Raw genomic sequence first — 16,619 nt, 5'->3', positions numbered from 1 at the left:
GCGACCGGGACCGGAGTCCAAGGATGGGATGTCACCCGGGTCCGGGCTCCCGCGCACCCCGGGGCCCATGCTCGCCGGGCCCCGCCACCAGGGCCGGTCCGATACATGCCCTAGAATCTCCCCCATGTCCGGTCCCACCCGTTTCCTGCGCATGGCTCTGATCTCCATGTCGCTCACGAGCACCGATGACGGCCTCTGTCGCCGCCGGTGCCGTCTCCGCGTGCGCTGACCCGACCCGTCTCCCGCGCTCCGACGCGGCACCGGTGTGCCCCTGGCGTTCCCGCGACCCCGTGTCGCCCCACCCCGTCACGTTTGGACACATCCCTGTGACCGCAACACCCACCAAACCGACCGGGAACTCCGGTTCGGACGTCTCTCCCGCCCTGGCCCTGAAGTGGAACCCCACCCTCTCGGTGCCGCCACCGCGGGCCCCCTTGGCCGAACCCGTCCGCTGGTGGCCGCTGGGGGTCGCCCTGATCGGCGCCCTGGGCCTGGCCGCCTTCGTGTGGTCGGAGCACGGCGCCCTGCCCGCCGTGCTGCTACTCCTGGGCACCGGCCTCGGCTTCACGCTGTTCCACTCCCGGTTCGGCTTCACCTCCGCCTGGCGCCAGTTCCTCGCGGTGGGCAACGGCACCGGCCTGCGCGCCCACGCGGTCCTGCTCGGCACCACCGCCACCCTGTTCGCACTGGTGATCGGTACCGGGACCGGCCTGTTCGGCAACGACCCCTCTCCCTCGGCCGGACCGATCGGTATCGCCCTGTTCGCGGGGGCGTTCCTGTTCGGAATCGGTATGCAGCTCGGCGGCGCCTGCGCCTCGGGCACGCTCTTCGCGGTCGGCTCCGGCCAGTCCGCGATCCTGATCACGCTCTTCGGCTTCATCGTCGGATCGCAGATCTACAGCCTCGCGTGGCCGTTGGTGTCCGACCTGCCCGCGATCCCACCGGTGCTGCTCTCCGACCACGTCGGCTGGGGCGGCTCCTGGCTCATCACCATCGCCGCCCTGGTCGCCATGGTGGTCGTCACGCGCTTCGTGCAGAACCGGCGCGTCCCGCCGCCCGTGGGCGCCCCGCCCTCCGCTGAGGGCGTGGCGCGGATCGTGCGCGGCAGCTGGCCGCTGGTGGCCGGTGCCCTGGTGCTGGCCGCCCTGGGCGCCGCCGTGCTGGTCGTCTCCGGTGGCGCGTGGGGGATCACCTCGGCCTTCAACCTGTGGGGTGCCAAGGCCCTCCAGCTGGTCGGGCTCCAGCCCGAGACCTGGGCGTTCTGGTCACAGCCCGGCCAGGCCGAGCAGCTGGCGGGACCGATCCTCCAGGACAAGAACAGCCTGACCAACATCGGCATCATCCTGGGCGCGGCCGTGGCGGCGGGAGCGGCGGGCACCTGGAAGTGGCACACCGGTCTGAGCTGGAACCTGGTGGCCGCGGGCCTGGTCGGCGGCATCCTGATGGGCGTCGGCGCCCGGCTCGCGGGCGGGTGCAACATCGGCGCCTACCTGGCCGGGATCGGTTCGGGCAGCCTGCACGGCTGGCTGTGGGCGGCCTTCGCCCTGGCCGGGACCTGGGCCGGTCTGCGCGCCCGCACTCTCTTCGGCCTGGGTGTGCCCAAGCCCGGCGACAGCGTCTGCTGACCTCCCCGCCGCCGTTCTAGGGTGCTGGGACACGGAACGGCGGCGGAGGGATCGGTGTGGAAGCGAACGCGCGAGTGGAGCTGACGGAGGAGGTCCGTCAGCGGGCCCGGATCGTCTGGGACTACCAGCACATGGGCCAGGAGCCGCGCGGGTGCGACGTGGCGGTGGTCCTGGGCAGCCACGACCTCGGCGTGGCCACGTGCGCCGCCGACCTGTACCGGCGGGGGTTCTTCCCCCGCATGGTGATCACCGGCGCGAACAGCCCCTCCACCCTCGCGCGGTTCCCCAGGGGCGAGGCGGTGCACTACCGCGAGCACGTCCTGGAGTTGGGCGTTCCGGACTCGTCGGTCCTTTTGGAGGACGGGGCCACCAACACCGGGGAGAACCTCCGGTACTCACGGGCGCTGCTCGCGGAGGCGGGGATCAACGTCGGCTCGGTCATGCTCGTGTGCAAGCCCTACATGGAGCGGCGCGCGCACGCCACCGCGCGCGTGCTCTGGCCCGAGGTGGACACAGTGTGCGCCTCGGCCCGGAGCGGGTTCGACGACTACCTGGGCACCGTGGGGGACGACCGGCTCGTGATGGACACGATGGTGGGCGACCTGCAACGGGTGATGGAGTACCCCGCCCGGGGGTTCTGCGTCCCGCAGGAGGTCCCCGACCGGGTGCGTGAGGCGTACGCGTACCTGGTCGCGGCCGGGTTCGACGGCCACCTGATCACGCCCTGAACGGGGCGCGGCGCACGGGCCGAGGGCAGGGGTGGGAATGACCTTTCTGCGTTCTCGACGTACACCGCGCGCGCCCGGGGCGAGGACGGCGGTACGCGAGCGCGGTCCGTACCCTCTCCGATAGCCTGCGGCCGGAATCGACGAAGGGATCGACATGGACCAGGTCCAGGACCTACCCGAACGCAGCCGCGAGGTGACGCGGGCGCTCGACGCGCTGGGAGCGAGCGGCCGGGTGCGCGCGCTGCCCGCCTCCACCCGGACCGCCGCCGAGGCGGCCGAGGCCCTGGGGTGCGAGGTCGGTGCGATCGCCAACAGCCTGGTGTTCATGGCCGACGGCGCGCCCCTCCTGGTGATGACCAGCGGTCGGCACAAGGTGGACGTCGCCCTGCTGGCCGAACGCCTGGGCCGGGCGAAGATCAAACGTGCCACCCCGGAGCAGGTCCGGGAGGCCACCGGCCAGGCCATCGGTGGGGTGGCGCCGATCGGCCACCCCTCCCCCGTGGAGACCGTGGTGGACCCCGCCCTGGCGGACTACCCCCGGTTGTGGGCGGCGGGCGGCACCCCCAACACCATCTTCCCCACCGACCACGCCGAGCTGCTCCGCATCACCGGCGGCACCTCCGTCGAGGTCAACTGACACACCGTTCCGTGGGCCGGGCCGCGGGGCCGGTCCGGCCTCAGGTCGGAGCGCCGCGCGTCAGGCGGAGGGCGCGCGTCGCCGCCGATGGATCACCCTGCTGGCGCCCCAGGCGAGGAGACCGCACACCGCACCCACCAGGGTCCCCGTGACCACGCTGCTCAGCGCCGCGAAACCGCGAGTGACCATCGCGTGGGCGGCGGGCGGGAGCTCGCTGAGGTTGCCGCCGAGGGTCGGCGGATCGCCGTCCCAGGCCGTGGTCCACAGGATCTGGTGGCCGACCATCAGGAACAGCCCGTACAGGACTCCCACCACCAGGAGTGTCAGGAACGGGTTCGGGACCCGGCGCCACAGCACCACGGCGATCCACACGAGCGGCGGGACGAACACGAACACCGCGTTGACGAGGGTGCCCTCCTGGATGATCCCGAGGTCGTGCAGCACCACCCGGGGCGCGGCGAGCAGGGCCAGGAGGACGAGGGTGAGGAACGGGAGCCCCGGACGCTTTCGGCGGGACGGTGTGGGGCTGTCTGTTGGGTTCATGCCCCCATGCTGGGTACGCGGGACCGCGCACGCGTCCGCCCCAGGTATCGAGCCCCTACGTCAGGGAGCGTCACCTCTCCCCCCGCTCCTGCCTCGCGCACCCTCACCACAGGACCTCCCTCGCGCGTCCGTGTACGGTACGGTCGCCCTGAGCCCCGGGCCCTCGGGCCCGCCCTGGGAAGGACACCCCCGCATGACCAGAACCGGCTGGATCGTGACCGCGATCAGTACCGTGGTCGCCCTGATCGTCGGATTCGGCGCCGGGTGGTGGGTCCAGGGGTCGTCGTCGGCGGAACCGGACCCGACCCCGCCCTCCGCACGGAGCACCCACCCCGACGACGTTGAGGACCGGCCCGAGGACGAGTTCGAGGCGGTCGTCGTCGACTTGGACCAGATCCACGACTTCGGTGACGGGTTCTCCGTCGGGTTGAGCGGGTTCGAGCGCGGAGTCGAGGAGGGCGGGGTCGATCCGGCCACCGGCGAGGAGGGCGACCTGCCCTACCTGTCGTGGACGGTGGAGGTCGCCAACGAGGGGTCCCAGACCGTTTTGTCCGGGCTGGTGACCAGGTCGTGCTCGGTTGGCGACCCGCTCCGCGAGTCCGGTTCCCCGGTGCTGGGCGACAGCGTGAACCCGCCGGAGAGTCTGGCCCCGGGCCAGTCCGGCGCCTGGGACGAGGACTGCTGGGCCGACGAGGACGACCACCAGGTCCAGTACACGGTCGAGTTCCACGACCAGGACTTCGTCCCCCTGTACCCGCCGGTCACGTTCGCGGGAACCGTCGACTGAGACCGGCGGGTCGCCTCACTACCCGGTGAACAGGGCCGCCGCCTGGATCGCGGTTCTCACCACGCCGTAACCCAGCGCGATGATCACGACCGCCCACAGGAAGAGCGCGGCGGCCTTCGACGCCCGGTCACGTGTGCTCTGTTCCATCGGATCCTCCTTCACCGACCCCGACGGGGCCCCTGGGTCTGCACTGTGGTCCACGGCTCCGTGGCCGTCGGCGCTCACACGCGCTCCCGGGAGGGGTCGGTGTCCTGCTGCGTCGCCTCGGGAGCGGCCTTGGGCAGGGGGCGCACCAGCGCGTTGGCCACGAACCCGACCACCATCACGCCCACCATCAGGTACAGCGAGAAGGTGTAGAGCTCGGCACCGGAGCGGCCCGCCGCCAGCTGCTGGTCGGCGATCACGTTGACGATCAGCGGTCCGGCGATCCCCGCGCACGACCAGGCCGTGAGCAGGCGGCCGTGGATGGCGCCGACGTTGAAGGAACCGAACAGGTCCTTGAGGTAGGCGGGGATGGTCGCGAAACCGCCGCCGTAGAAGGACAGGATGACTCCGGTGACCGCCACGAAGAGCACCACCGAACTGGTCCCCGCCATGGCGATCAGCACGTAGAGCAGGCTGCCGAGTCCGAGGTAGCCGATGTAGGTGCGCTTGCGGCCGAGCAGGTCCGACGTGGACGACCACACGAAGCGCCCGAGCATGTTGCACAGGGACAGGAAGCCGACGTAGCCGGCGGCCTCGGCGGGTCCGACTCCGGTGAAGAAGTCCTGGACCATCGGCGCGGCCTGTTCGAGGATGCCGATCCCCGCGGTGACGTTGCAGAACAGCACGATCCACAGCAGCCAGAACTGGCGGGTGCGGAAGGCCCGTTCGACGCTGACGCCCTCGGTGGCGGGGTCCACGGCGGGTGTGCCAGGGGACTCCGTGGGCGGCTGCCATCCGTCCGGACGCCACCCGGGCGCCGGGACCTTGACCGTCATCGCGCCGAGCATCATGGCGATGAAGTAGACGGCGCCGAGGATGAGGAACGCGGGGACGATGGCGTCTGCGGGGGTGTCGCCGAAGCGGTCCAGGAGCGCGGCGGACAGCGGCGAGGCGATCAGCGCGCCGCCGCCGAAGCCCATGATGGCCAGGCCGGTGGCCATGCCCGGCCGGTCCGGGAACCACTTGATCAGGGTGGACACCGGGGAGATGTACCCGATACCGAGGCCGATCCCGCCCACCACGCCGTAACCGAGGTAGAGCAGCCACAACTGGCCGGTGGCCACTCCCAGGGCGCCGATCAGGAAGCCGGTGCCCCAGCACAGTCCGGAGACGAACATCGCCTTGCGTGGACCGTTGCGCTCCACCCACTTGCCGCCGAAGGCCGCCGAGAGGCCCAGCATCACGATGGAGATGCTGAAGACCACGCCGATCGCTGTCAGCGTGGTGTCGAAGCGTTCGACCAACGGGGTCTTGAACACGCTGAAGGCGTACACCTGGCCGATGGACAGGTGTACGGCGAGCGCGGCGGGTGGGATGAACCAGCGGCTGTATCCGGGCGGCGCGACACTCTTGTCACGATCGAGAAACGACAGCACTACTCATCCTCATGATTGATTTCCGACCGGAATGCGCTTCCGCTTTCCCGAGTATTCCGGGGAAGCGGCACAAGCATGCGCCATCGTCACACCTTGTGTGACGAGAATCAAATACACGTTCATTGTCGAACGATAGGTTCTGGTTATCGAGGGCCCGGAAGCGGGCCCTGGCGGGGCTCAGAGTGTGACTCCGGGAGCAAGCCCGGCCGGGTGGTGGTGGTCCAGCCGCGTCTGGAGGTCGGCGACGGCGACGGTGTCCAGGAGGGCGCGGGCCAGCACGGGTTCGGGGTCCCGGTCGGCGACGACCAGGCCGATCTGCTTGCTGACCTCGGGTTCCACGAGGGGGATGGCGCGCATGCCCTCCGGAACCGCGTGGAGGGACAGCCAGGCGTGCGGCATGACCGCTGACCAGCGGGTCTCGTTGACGTACGAACACAGCGCGCTCACCGAGTTGGTCTCGACCCTGGGCACCGCCTCGACGCCCGCCCGACGGAACGCCTGGTCGATGATGCGACGGTTCTGCATGTCCGGGGACAACAGGCACAGCGGCACCTCGGCGGCCTCGGCCCAGGTGATGGTCTCGCGGCCGTTCAGCAGGCCCTGCTCGTCGGTGAGCAGGGCGTAACGCTCCCGGTAGACGGGCTGCTGGCGCACGTTCTCCAGGGGCTCGTTGTCGATGTAGGTCAGCCCGACGTCGATCTGGTAGTCGGCCAGGCCCCGCTCGATCTCCTTGGAGGTCATGGAGACCACCGACAGCGTCACCAGCGGGTGGAGCTCACAGAAGGCGCTGGTGATGAGGGAGATGGAGCTCAGGGTGGTGGGTATGGCCCCGATCCGCAGACGACCGCTCAGTCCCTCCCTCAGGCTCCTGACGTTCTCCACCAGGATGTCGTGTTCGGCCAGGACACGCTGCGCCCAGGCGACGATCCGCTCCCCCTCGTGGGTGAACCCGATGAACCGGTTGCTCCGCCTGACGATGGGGACGCGGAACTCGGCCTCGAGCTTGCGGATGGCTGCGGACAGCGCGGGCTGGGACACGTGGCACGCCTGGGCCGCACGGGCGAAATGCCGTTCCTTGGCCAGCGCTGTCAGGTACTTCAGCTGGCTCAGCAACATCGCGCAAGAATACATGCGCCAGACCCCCGGGAACAACAACACCCAAGTCCTTGATATCGTTCGGCCCATTCAGGGCCATAACTATTCGGGACCTCTGGACAGAGGGCGACTCGGTGAGAGAATTCGAACTGTGACACACCACGACTCGGACATGCCCGACCCCGCCCAGGACGCGCCGGAGGTCGGGCCTCCCAAGGAGAGCGCGGCGGGCATCCCGGCGGTACTCAACAGCGTGCGCCATGTGAACGACCAGGCGGGCGTGCTGCGCGGGCTGCCCGCGATGCTCGCCGTCAACCAGAAGAAGGGCTTCGACTGCCCCGGCTGTGCCTGGCCGGAGCCGGGCAAGCGGCACCGCGCGGAGTTCTGCGAGAACGGAGCGAAGGCGGTCGCCGAGGAGGCCACCCGCCGTACCGTGGGCCCGGACTTCTTCGCCCGGCACCCGGTCACGGACCTGTTCGAGCGCTCCGGGTACTGGCTGGGACAGCAGGGCCGTCTGACGGAGCCGATGTACCTGGCCGAGGGCGCCACCCACTACGAACCCGTCTCCTGGGACCGCGCCCTGGACATGATCGCCGATGAGCTGCGCGGGCTGGACACGCCCGACGGCGCGGTGTTCTACACCTCGGGCCGCACCAGCAACGAGGCGGCCTTCGCGTACCAGCTGTTCGCGCGCCAGCTCGGCACCAACAACATGCCCGACTGCTCGAACATGTGCCACGAGTCGTCCGGCTCCGCGCTCACCGAAACGCTGGGAGTGGGCAAGGGCAGCGTGTCCCTGGAGGACATGTACGAGGCCGACCTCATCATCGTGGCCGGTCAGAACCCGGGCACCAACCACCCCCGGATGCTGTCCGCGCTGGAGAAGGCCAAGCGGCGCGGCACGCGGATCGTCACGGTGAACCCGCTGCCCGAGGCGGGTATGAAGGCGTTCCGCAACCCGCAGTACGCCCGGGGCCTGGTGGGGCGCGGGACCGAGCTGACCGACCTGTTCGCACAGATCAGGGTGGGCGGAGACCTCGCGCTGTTCTCTGCGGTGAACCGGCTGCTGCTGGAGGCCGACCAGCGCGGGGAGAAGGTCCTGGACCACGGGTTCGTGAACTCGTTCACGCACGGGTTCGAGGAGTTCGCCGAGGCGCTGCTGGCCGAGCCGGAGGACGAGTTCTGGGCCCGGACCGAACGCGACACCGGGCTGTCCCGCTCGCTGGTCGAGGAGCTCACCGCGATGGTGGTCGCCTCGGAGCGGATCGTGGTGTGCTGGGCGATGGGTCTGACCCAGCACAAGCACTCCGTGCCGACCATCCGCGAGGTGGTCAACTTCCTGCTGCTGCGCGGCAACGTGGGGCGTCCGGGCGCGGGCGTGTGCCCGGTGCGCGGCCACTCCAACGTGCAGGGCGACCGCACGATGGGCATCTTCGAGCGGCCCGCGGACTCCTTCCTGGACGCGCTGGGCGCGGAGTTCGGGATCGAACCGCCGCGCGAGCACGGGCACGACACGGTGAACGCCATCCGGGCGATGGCGCGCGGTGAGGTGGGCCTGTTCTTCGCCATGGGCGGCAACTTCGTGGCCGCCTCCCCGGACACCGAGGTGACCGAGGACGCCATGCGCCAGGTGGGGCTGACGGTCCACGTGTCCACCAAGTTGAACCGTTCGCACGTGGTGACCGGCACCCGCGCCCTCATCCTGCCCGCCCTGGCCCGCAGCGACCGCGACCAGCGCGACGGCGAGCAGCGGTGGGTGACGGTGGAGGACTCGATGGGCCTGGTGCACGCCTCCCACGGGGTGCTCGCGCCGCTGTCGGAGGGGATGCGCTCGGAGGTGGACATCGTCCTCGAACTGGGCCGGAGGATGTTCGGGAACGCTCCGGTGGACTGGGAGGCGATGACCGACTACGACCGGGTGCGTGACCACGTGGCCCGGGTCGTTCCGGGGTTCGAGGACTTCAACGCCAAGGCGCGGCGGCGCGACGGGTTCGCCCTGCCGCACGCTCCCCGTGACGACCGGAAGTTCCCGACCGCGACGGGTCTGGCCAACTTCACGGCCAACGGCACCTACGCGCCCGAGGTCCCCGAGGGGCGGCTGCTGTTGCAGACGCTGCGCTCGCACGACCAGTACAACACCACGATCTACGGCCTGGACGACCGCTACCGCGGCATCAAGGACGGCCGAAGGGTCGTGCTGGTCAACGCCGAGGACGCCGCCGAGCTGGGGCTGGCGGACGGGGCGTACACGGACCTGGTCGGTGAGTGGTCGGACGGCCGTGAGCGCCGGGCCCCGCACTTCCGGGTGGTGCACTACCCGACAGCTCGGGGCAGCGCGGCCGCGTACTACCCGGAGACCAACGTGCTGGTGCCGCTGGACTCCACCGCGGACGTGAGCAACACGCCCACGTCGAAGTCGGTGGTGGTGCGCTTCGAGCCGTCATCGCGGGCCAGCTGAGCCGGGCGACCGTCCCGCCCCGGTTGTCGGAGGGTCCCTGGGTATCCGTACCCGGGGGCCCTCCGCGCCGGTTCCGGGCCCCGGTGGCTCCCCGGCGCCGGGGAGCCGTGCGCCGTCTCCCCGCTGTTCGGGCGTCAGATCACCGATCCCCGGGGCGGCGCCAGGGAAGGCGCCCGGTCACGGGCCGCCAACGGGGTCGCCAGCGCAGCCACGGCAGCCACGGTTCGCCTGGCGGGTGCGGGACGGTGGGATCCTCCAGTTCCCCCAGGAGGACGTCCTCGACCTCCTCGAACCTGATCCCGGCGAACACCATGATGTCGGTGGCGACCATCTCCACGGCGAGGTGGGTGGCGTGGGTGACCGGGTCGTCCTCGGGCAAACCGGCTCCGTAGGCGCGTGCGGCCGTCAGGGCCTGCTCCACCGCCTGTTCCCTGGCCTCGCGGCTGCTGAGGTCGTCGGCCAGGATGGTGAGCACCTGGGCCATGTCAGTCACGATCGGCGCCAGCTCCCGCTGTTCCTCCACTCCCATGGCGGTGGTGGTCCGGGACAGGAACAGGCAGCTCTCGCCGAGCAGGATCAGCCGCTCGATGACCTCGTCCTCCTCAAGCACGGGTTTCGGGTCGCCCCAGCGGATGGTGGAGAGCCGGATCGTGGACCTGCTGCTCTCGCGTGCGCGGCTGAGTTCGGCCATGGGTCGGCTCAGGTCCCCGAGCCGGTTGACCACCTGCTCGCTGGAGGTCTCACCGTGCTCAAGGGAGCGGCCGACCAGGGCGAGCATGCTGGCCATCTCGTTGAGCGCGTCCTCCTCGATCCGGCGGAGCATGGCCACGAGCCGGGCCGGGAAGAACAGCTGGCTGAAGGCGAGCGCCACACCCGCGCCGATCAGGGCGTCCACGAGCCGGTCGATACCGGGGCTGGCGCCGCCGACGAAGATCGTGGTGAGGATGGCGCTGGCGGCGGCCTGTCCGATGATGATCCGTTCGGCGTTGATCGCGGCCGCGACCGTCATGGCGCACGCGGTGGCCAGCACCATGGCCACCTCGTTGAGGTCGGTGATCAGCAGGCTGAGCTCGCCCGCGAGGATGCCGATGAACACGCCCATGAGCAGGCGCAGGGCCTGGGCCCCGCGTTCTCCCCCGGCCGCGTTCAGCGCGATCACCGCGGCGATGGGCGCGAAGAAGGGCCGGTGGTCCTGGACGAGGCCACCCGCGATGGTCCAGGCCAGGGTGGCGGCGATGACCGCAAGCACGATCAGGGCGGAGTTGGCGGACAGGCGTGCGCGGACCTCCGCCGTCACGGCCCGGATCCGGCTCCGCGGGGTGTGGCCCTCAGGGGGCTGCTCTCCCATGTTCTCCTCACCGACGAAGGGACACGCCTTCGGGGGTGGGGGGCCGCCGGTTCCATTGATACCGGCAGGAAGGGGAGAAGTGTGGTTACCGTGCCCGGTGTTTCGCGCCGAGGTGGACCCGGCCCGCCCCGCCCGTCAGAGGCGCCCGTACTGTGTCGCCATGCCGACGATCTACCTGATCCGCCACGGTAAGGCCTCCCCCGAGGCGGCGGACTACGACGAACTGAGCCCCATCGGACACGAACAGGCCCGCCTGGTGGGGGCCGAGCTGGCCCGGCGCGACCTGGACCTCGGCCCCGTGGTGAGCGGAACCCTGCACCGCCAGCGCGGGACCGCCGTCACCGCCCTCGACGTCGAGCCCGTGACGGACCCGCGGTGGAACGAGTACGACCACCTGCGGCTGCTGGCCCTCCACCCGACCGGAGCGGGTACTCTCCAGGAGCGGTTGGACGCCTCCCTGCACGCGTGGACGTCGTCGGGTGCGACGGGAGAGGGTTCGTGGACCGCGTTCCGCGACGGCGTGCGAGCGGCGCTGGACGAGCTCGCGGCCTCCCTGGAGCGGGGACGGACGGCCCTGGTGTTCACCTCGGCGGGGGTGGTCGCCGCGGCCTGTGCGTCCCTGTTGAACGCCCCGGATCCGGTGTTCGTGGCGATGAACCGGGTGGTGGTCAACGGATCGGTCACCAAGCTGGTGCACGGGCGAGGCGGGACGCGGCTGCTCTCCTTCAACGACCACGCCCACCTGGAACACCGCGGCCCGGAGCTGATGACCTTCCGCTGAGCGGCGCATTCCGGGACCCGATCCATACCGACCAGTCGGTTCCGCGCTCCGCTCAGGCAGCCGTAACCGGCCGCTCCAGCACAGCTGGCCTACTCACCCGGGTGACGCCGACGTGCCCGGCCACGCGTGCGTGATGCGGCAGGAGCGGACTTGGCCATGCAGCCGCGCGGGCAGCCCGAGGCAGACCGCGCGCCCGTGTGCGAGGCCGGGTCGAGCAGGGCATTCTGGAGGGCATGACCGAACACCCCGCCTCCGACTCCGCCCCCATTCCGGGCTCCGTACCCCTCCCCGGCTTCGGCCCCGTCCCACGGGTCGAGCCCGCCCCGGAGGCCGAACCCGCCCCGGGTACCGTCCCGCTTCCTGGGTTGGGCCCCGCGCCCGAGGTCCGACCCTCCACGGACACCGGACCGGCTCAGGAGACCGGACCGGTACCGGAGACCGGCCCCTCCCCCGAGGTCGAGCACCTGGCCGCCGCACTGCGTCGGCGCCGGTCCGAACTGGCCGACGCCAAGGCGGCCCGGATCGGCGACGGCAGCATCGTCCACGAACTGACCACCCGGGTCTGGGTGGGAGTGGAGATCCCGGCGGTGGCGTGCGCGGCCGCCGACGACCCCATGCGGCTGCGCCCGTCCACCCACCCGGTGAACTGTCTGCGGTGCAGGTCGAGACGGTCCGGCTCCGGCGGTGAGCAGGTTCCCGGTCAGGAACTGCTGTGGGGCTGAACCGGTCGGGGCCTCAGACCCCCGGCCGGGCCGCCCGTTCGGCCGCGCGGGACAGGACCGCGCGCAGGCCGAGTTCGTAGCCGAGGACCCCGCACCCCGCCACGTATCCGGCGGAGACCGGTGCGGTGACGGAGGTGTGGCGGAACTCCTCGCGGGCGTAGACGTTGGAGATGTGCACCTCGACCACGGGCGCCTCGACGGCGTCCACGGCGTCGCGCAGGGCGATGCTGTAGTGGGCGTAGGCGCCGGGGTTCATCACCACGCCGACGTAGTGCCGCGCCGCGTGGACGTGGTCGACCATGCCGCCCTCGCTGTTGGTCTGCGCGCAGACGACCTCCACACCCAGTTCCTTCCCGAGGGCGGTCACCCGCCCTTCGATCTCGGCGAGCGTGATGGTTCCGTACTGCTCGGGGTCGCGGGTGCCCAGCAGGTTGAGGTTGGGGCCGTTCAGCAACAGCACGGTGGGCGTGTTCTCGGGCATGCTCGGATTCCTGGCTTCGTCTCTGGATGGTGGGACCAGAGTAGACCCACGGTGGTCCCGGTCACCAAGGGCGGCTACCATACCGACCAGTCGGTTAATCACTCTGGGAGGCAACCCCGTGGCGTCCACCCTGCTGTCCAGGCGCGACCTGCAGTTCCTGCTCTACGAATGGCTCGACGCCGAGGCGCTCACCCGGCGCGCCCGCTATGCCGACCACTCGCGGGAGACCCTCGACGGCGCCCTCGACCTGGCCGAACGTGTGGCCACCGACCACTTCGCCCCGCACAACAGGACCAACGACGCCCACGAACCCAGCTTCGACGGCGAACGCGTGCACGTCATCCCCGAGGTCGGCCGGGCCCTGAGGGTCCACGCCGAGACCGGCCTGTCCTCCCTCGCGATGGACGCCTCCGTGGGCGGCGGCCAGATTCCCCGGGTGGTCTCCAGCGCCTGCGACGCCTACTTCCAGGCCGCCAACCCGGGCACGGCCGCCTACCCCTTCCTCACTTCTGGCAACGCCTCACTCCTGATGGCGCACGGTTCCCCCGAGCAGATCGACACGTTCGTGCGGCCCATGGTGGAGGGGCGCTTCACGGGCACGATGTGCCTCTCCGAACCGCAGGCGGGAAGCTCCCTGGCCGACATCACCACCCGGGCGGAGCCCTCCGGGAACGAGACGTACCGGATCTTCGGCAACAAGATGTGGATCTCCGCGGGCGACCACGAACTGACCGAGAACATCGTCCACCTGGTCCTCGCCAAGATCCCGGGCGGACCGCCCGGTGTCAGGGGCATCTCGCTGTTCGTGGTGCCCAAGTACCTCGTCGACGGACAGGGCGAACGCAACGACGTCGTCACCGCGGGCCTCAACCACAAGATGGGTTACCGGGGCACCGTCAACGCGCTCCTCAACTTCGGCGAGGGCAGGCACACCCCGGGCAGTGCGCCCGGCGCGGTCGGCTACCTCGTGGGCGAGCCACACCAGGGGCTGCGGCAGATGTTCCACATGATGAACAGCGCCCGGATCGGGGTGGGGGCCGGAGCCATGGCGGCCGGGTACACCGGCTACCTGAAGTCACTCGCCTACGCCCGCGAACGGCTCCAGGGCCGCCCCCTTGGCGCGAAGGACCCCGGACAACCCCAGGTGCCGATCATCGAGCACACCGACGTCCGCCGCATGCTCCTGGCGCAGAAGAGCTACGTGGAGGGGGCTCTGGCCCTGGTCCTGTACTGCGCCCGGCTCGTTGACGACGAGGCTAGCGCGGATCCGGAGTCCGCCGAGCGGGCGCACCTGCTCCTGGACGTGCTGACCCCCATCGTGAAGAGCTGGCCCTCGCAGTGGTGCCTGGAGGCCAACAGCCTCGCCATCCAGGTGCACGGCGGTTACGGGTACACCCGCGAGTACGACGTGGAGCAGCACTACCGGGACAACCGGCTCAACGCCATCCACGAGGGCACGCACGGCGTCCAGGCGCTCGACCTGCTGGGCCGCAAGGCCGTCCTGGACAACGGGGCCCGGTTGTCACTCCTGTTGGAATCCGCCCGAGCCACCGTGGATCGCGCCCGCACCCTGGGCGGTTCCCCGACCGAGTACGCGGAACTCCTGTCAGCGGCCCTGAAGCGCACCGCCGAGGCCACCGCCGCCGCCTGGTCCGACGGGGACCCGGCGGCGGCCCTGGCCAACGCCACCCCCTACCTGGAAGCGGTCGGCCACGTGGTGGTGGCGTGGATGTGGCTGGAGCAGCTCATCGCGGCCCACGGCAAGGAGGGCACCTTCTACGAGGGCAAGCGGGCCGCCGCCGCGTACTTCTTCCGCCACGAACTACCCCGCACCGAGGCCTGGTTCGCCCTGGTCGCCTCCCGTGACCGCACCGTACTGGACACTTCCCCGGACGTTCTGTAGGCGTCCGGTCTCCGGGACCTCCAGAACGAAGATGTGGCCGATGTCGGCTTCCTCATATCCGTAGTCGGCATTGGCCACCCGCATGCGTTCCGGGGTCACCTCCACGATCCGAACCGTCACCGGTTCCGCGCGTCCCGGCAGGGTCAGGAGCCAGGGATCAGACAGATATGCCAGCCCCAGGGCATCCAGGACAGCACGGGCCTCGGGCTCCGGAACCGGGCCCCCGACAGGGCGGCCGAACGGATTCACCGGCACGAACCCCTCACCCTCCGGTCTCAGATACCCGAGCACCTCCCCGTCCTCCCTTCGATGAGCCGTCCAGTGCGCGGGGATCACGAGCTCTCCCCCAGACGGTGCTCGGCGAAGACCTCCATGGCCTCGCGCTGGTAGTCGGCCAGCCCTGGGGCGACGCGCTCGTACACCTCACGCCAGGGGCCGTCCTCCGCGTAGACCCGCCCCAGGTGGGCGAAGGCCCCCGCGTCCGGGGTCCACATCAGGCAGATCTGCCGGTAATGCCACTCGACCTCGGCCTGCACCGGCGCGGCCCCCACCGGGGTGCCCGCTCTGAGGAACGCGGCCATCCGGCCCATGCCCTCGGCCGCCTCCGCGCGCATCCGCTCGGCCTCGGCGGGAGTGATGGCATCCCCCGCCTCCCGAGCCCGTTGCCACTGCTCCGGCCACTCCTCACGTGCCCGCTCGGAGTAGTGGGCGGTGTCGAAGCCCTCGAAGAGCTCCTCCGGTCTGCTGGTCACGTCGTTTCCCTCCAGTGTGTCGACCGTGCGGCGCACGGTGTCGACGAGGACACTGAGACGGTCCCGTTCGGCTTCGAGGTCATGCAGGTGCTGCCGCAGCGCCGCCGCCTCGTCCTGCTCGGATTCCAGGACACGGCGGATGTCCGCCAGCCCCAGCCCGAGCTCGCGCATGACCAGGATGCGTTGCAGCCTGCGTAGCTCACGTTCGCCGTACCTGCGCAGCCCGCCCGCCCCGGTGCTCTCCGGGAGCAGCAGGCCCACGTGGTGGTAGTGGCGCAGCGTCCGGGAGGTCACGCCGCTCATCCCGCAGACCTCGCCCATGGACCACGACATCCCGTCTCCCCTCGTCAGACCGGACCTTCCGGCCCCAGAAACGACGCTAGGCGTTGACGCCACGTCAACCGCAACCTGCCGCCATCCTCGTCAAGATCACTCGCGTCATTCTGGATCCGATTCATCGAACGCCCTCGCCCCGGCTGCGTCCCCAACCCAACTGGACCCGACCTCCGCCCGAACTCATCTCCGGTGCCGGAATCTGGGAGTAGTTCGTAGAAATATGCCATTCTGCGACGCTTTCACCCTACTGCTCCACAAAAATGGTCGCCCAATCGCCTAGCCACCAGCAATTCAATGACCTCTTGTGGCCAATCCCCACAGAGCGTCGTCGCCGGATGGTACCTAGGTACAGTTCTTTCCTTCCCCCAGCATTCGGAGGCTCCCGTGGCCGCACGCAACTTCAAGGGCCAATACTCAGACTGGCCGTGGACCGCCGCCATCATCATTTGCCTGGTGATCCTGGCAGCCGCTCTCAACCGCTGACAGGGAGGCATGGATGACCACCCCCGGAGTGTGTCCGTACTGCGAGCGCCGGATAGGCACGCGGGCCGACGGCCGCCGCAAGAAGCACTACATCAACGAGACGAGCGCCTGGGCACTGCTCTCCTACGCACTGTTGGAATGCCGAGGATCCTCCGACCAAGGAGCGGTGCCGAACTACCGGACCATCAGCGAGTCCAAGAAACGGCGAGGAGGAAAAATGCGCTGCCTGGCCTGCGATAAGTGGGTTCCCCAGACCTCCACGTTTCGCCCGGCGAAGCATGTCCACGATGGCAGGCCGTGCAGGGGGTGGCGCGACAACCAGCGCTGAATGCGCAGACTTCACGTTGTGGATTTCTCTGT

The 16,619-nt window shown here is 70.2% G+C and carries 16 protein-coding genes; 9 read left to right on the top strand and 7 right to left on the bottom strand.

Translation table 11 applies throughout. From position 1 onward, the window contains the following. Positions 1-326 precede the first annotated feature (326 nt). From KBX21_RS12305 to KBX21_RS12295, 3 genes are all read left to right on the top strand, one after another. Positions 327-1,625: a YeeE/YedE family protein gene (locus KBX21_RS12305; RefSeq protein WP_210841970.1), complete on the top strand. Its 1,299-nt coding sequence runs from the start codon at positions 327-329 to the stop codon at positions 1,623-1,625. Between the two features lie 56 nt (positions 1,626-1,681). Continuing rightward, positions 1,682-2,353: a YdcF family protein gene (locus KBX21_RS12300; RefSeq protein WP_374225719.1), complete on the top strand. Its 672-nt coding sequence runs from the start codon at positions 1,682-1,684 to the stop codon at positions 2,351-2,353. 154 nt (positions 2,354-2,507) lie between these two features. Then, positions 2,508-2,990, top strand: a complete 483-nt coding sequence (locus KBX21_RS12295; protein ID WP_049579446.1) for a YbaK/EbsC family protein — start codon at positions 2,508-2,510, stop codon at positions 2,988-2,990. A 60-nt stretch (positions 2,991-3,050) separates the two neighbouring features. Here the strand turns inward: KBX21_RS12295 and KBX21_RS12290 are convergent, their stop codons facing one another. Beyond that, on the bottom strand, positions 3,051-3,533 hold the full coding sequence (locus KBX21_RS12290) for a hypothetical protein (RefSeq protein WP_049579444.1): 483 nt from the start codon (positions 3,531-3,533) through the stop codon (positions 3,051-3,053). A gap of 193 nt (positions 3,534-3,726) precedes the next feature. Here KBX21_RS12290 and KBX21_RS12285 point away from each other — a divergent pair, with 193 nt between their 5' ends. Continuing rightward, the gene (locus tag KBX21_RS12285; RefSeq protein ID WP_210841969.1) at positions 3,727-4,320 is read left to right on the top strand and encodes a hypothetical protein; all 594 of its coding nucleotides are present in this window, start codon (positions 3,727-3,729) and stop codon (positions 4,318-4,320) included. A gap of 18 nt (positions 4,321-4,338) precedes the next feature. Here the strand turns inward: KBX21_RS12285 and KBX21_RS26925 are convergent, their stop codons facing one another. The 3 genes from KBX21_RS26925 to KBX21_RS12275 form a co-directional block, all read right to left on the bottom strand. Continuing rightward, positions 4,339-4,467 (bottom strand): hypothetical protein, encoded by a 129-nt coding sequence (locus tag KBX21_RS26925; RefSeq protein WP_255352590.1) that lies wholly within the window; start codon positions 4,465-4,467, stop codon positions 4,339-4,341. A gap of 74 nt (positions 4,468-4,541) precedes the next feature. Then, on the bottom strand, positions 4,542-5,900 hold the full coding sequence (locus tag KBX21_RS12280) for an OFA family MFS transporter (protein WP_049579438.1): 1,359 nt from the start codon (positions 5,898-5,900) through the stop codon (positions 4,542-4,544). Between the two features lie 177 nt (positions 5,901-6,077). Beyond that, complete coding sequence (locus KBX21_RS12275) at positions 6,078-7,016, bottom strand: LysR family transcriptional regulator (RefSeq protein WP_049579435.1); 939 nt, start codon at positions 7,014-7,016, stop codon at positions 6,078-6,080. A gap of 151 nt (positions 7,017-7,167) precedes the next feature. Here KBX21_RS12275 and KBX21_RS12270 point away from each other — a divergent pair, with 151 nt between their 5' ends. After that, the gene (locus tag KBX21_RS12270; RefSeq protein WP_199776684.1) at positions 7,168-9,453 is read left to right on the top strand and encodes an FdhF/YdeP family oxidoreductase; all 2,286 of its coding nucleotides are present in this window, start codon (positions 7,168-7,170) and stop codon (positions 9,451-9,453) included. A gap of 139 nt (positions 9,454-9,592) precedes the next feature. Here KBX21_RS12270 and KBX21_RS12265 read toward each other — a convergent pair whose 3' ends face one another. Further along, a complete protein-coding gene (locus KBX21_RS12265) occupies positions 9,593-10,801 on the bottom strand; it encodes an aromatic acid exporter family protein (protein WP_210841968.1) in 1,209 nt (402 codons plus the stop codon). A gap of 160 nt (positions 10,802-10,961) precedes the next feature. Between KBX21_RS12265 and KBX21_RS12260 the strand changes: the two genes are divergently transcribed. Then, positions 10,962-11,582, top strand: coding sequence for a histidine phosphatase family protein (locus tag KBX21_RS12260; protein WP_210841967.1), 621 nt, complete (start codon positions 10,962-10,964; stop codon positions 11,580-11,582). A 233-nt stretch (positions 11,583-11,815) separates the two neighbouring features. Next, positions 11,816-12,304: a hypothetical protein gene (locus KBX21_RS27115; protein WP_307869196.1), complete on the top strand. Its 489-nt coding sequence runs from the start codon at positions 11,816-11,818 to the stop codon at positions 12,302-12,304. Between the two features lie 13 nt (positions 12,305-12,317). On the opposite strand, the gene aroQ is transcribed toward KBX21_RS27115, so the two are convergent. Then, complete coding sequence (gene aroQ, locus KBX21_RS12250; RefSeq protein ID WP_210841966.1) at positions 12,318-12,785, bottom strand: type II 3-dehydroquinate dehydratase; 468 nt, start codon at positions 12,783-12,785, stop codon at positions 12,318-12,320. A 118-nt stretch (positions 12,786-12,903) separates the two neighbouring features. On the opposite strand from aroQ, the gene KBX21_RS12245 reads away from it, so the two are divergent. After that, positions 12,904-14,688, top strand: coding sequence for an acyl-CoA dehydrogenase (locus KBX21_RS12245; protein ID WP_210841965.1), 1,785 nt, complete (start codon positions 12,904-12,906; stop codon positions 14,686-14,688). Between the two features lie 332 nt (positions 14,689-15,020). On the opposite strand, the gene KBX21_RS12240 is transcribed toward KBX21_RS12245, so the two are convergent. After that, positions 15,021-15,773, bottom strand: a complete 753-nt coding sequence (locus KBX21_RS12240) for a MerR family transcriptional regulator (protein WP_210841964.1) — start codon at positions 15,771-15,773, stop codon at positions 15,021-15,023. A gap of 499 nt (positions 15,774-16,272) precedes the next feature. Between KBX21_RS12240 and KBX21_RS12235 the strand changes: the two genes are divergently transcribed. After that, positions 16,273-16,587, top strand: coding sequence for a hypothetical protein (locus KBX21_RS12235; protein WP_210841963.1), 315 nt, complete (start codon positions 16,273-16,275; stop codon positions 16,585-16,587). Positions 16,588-16,619: the final 32 nt, after the last annotated feature.

The sequence above is a fragment of the Nocardiopsis sp. B62 genome (assembly GCF_018070675.1).
Lineage (GTDB): Bacteria > Actinomycetota > Actinomycetes > Streptosporangiales > Streptosporangiaceae > Nocardiopsis > Nocardiopsis prasina.
The sequence above is the reverse complement of the archived record's forward strand: the minus strand, read 5'-3'. Positions and strand labels throughout refer to the sequence as shown.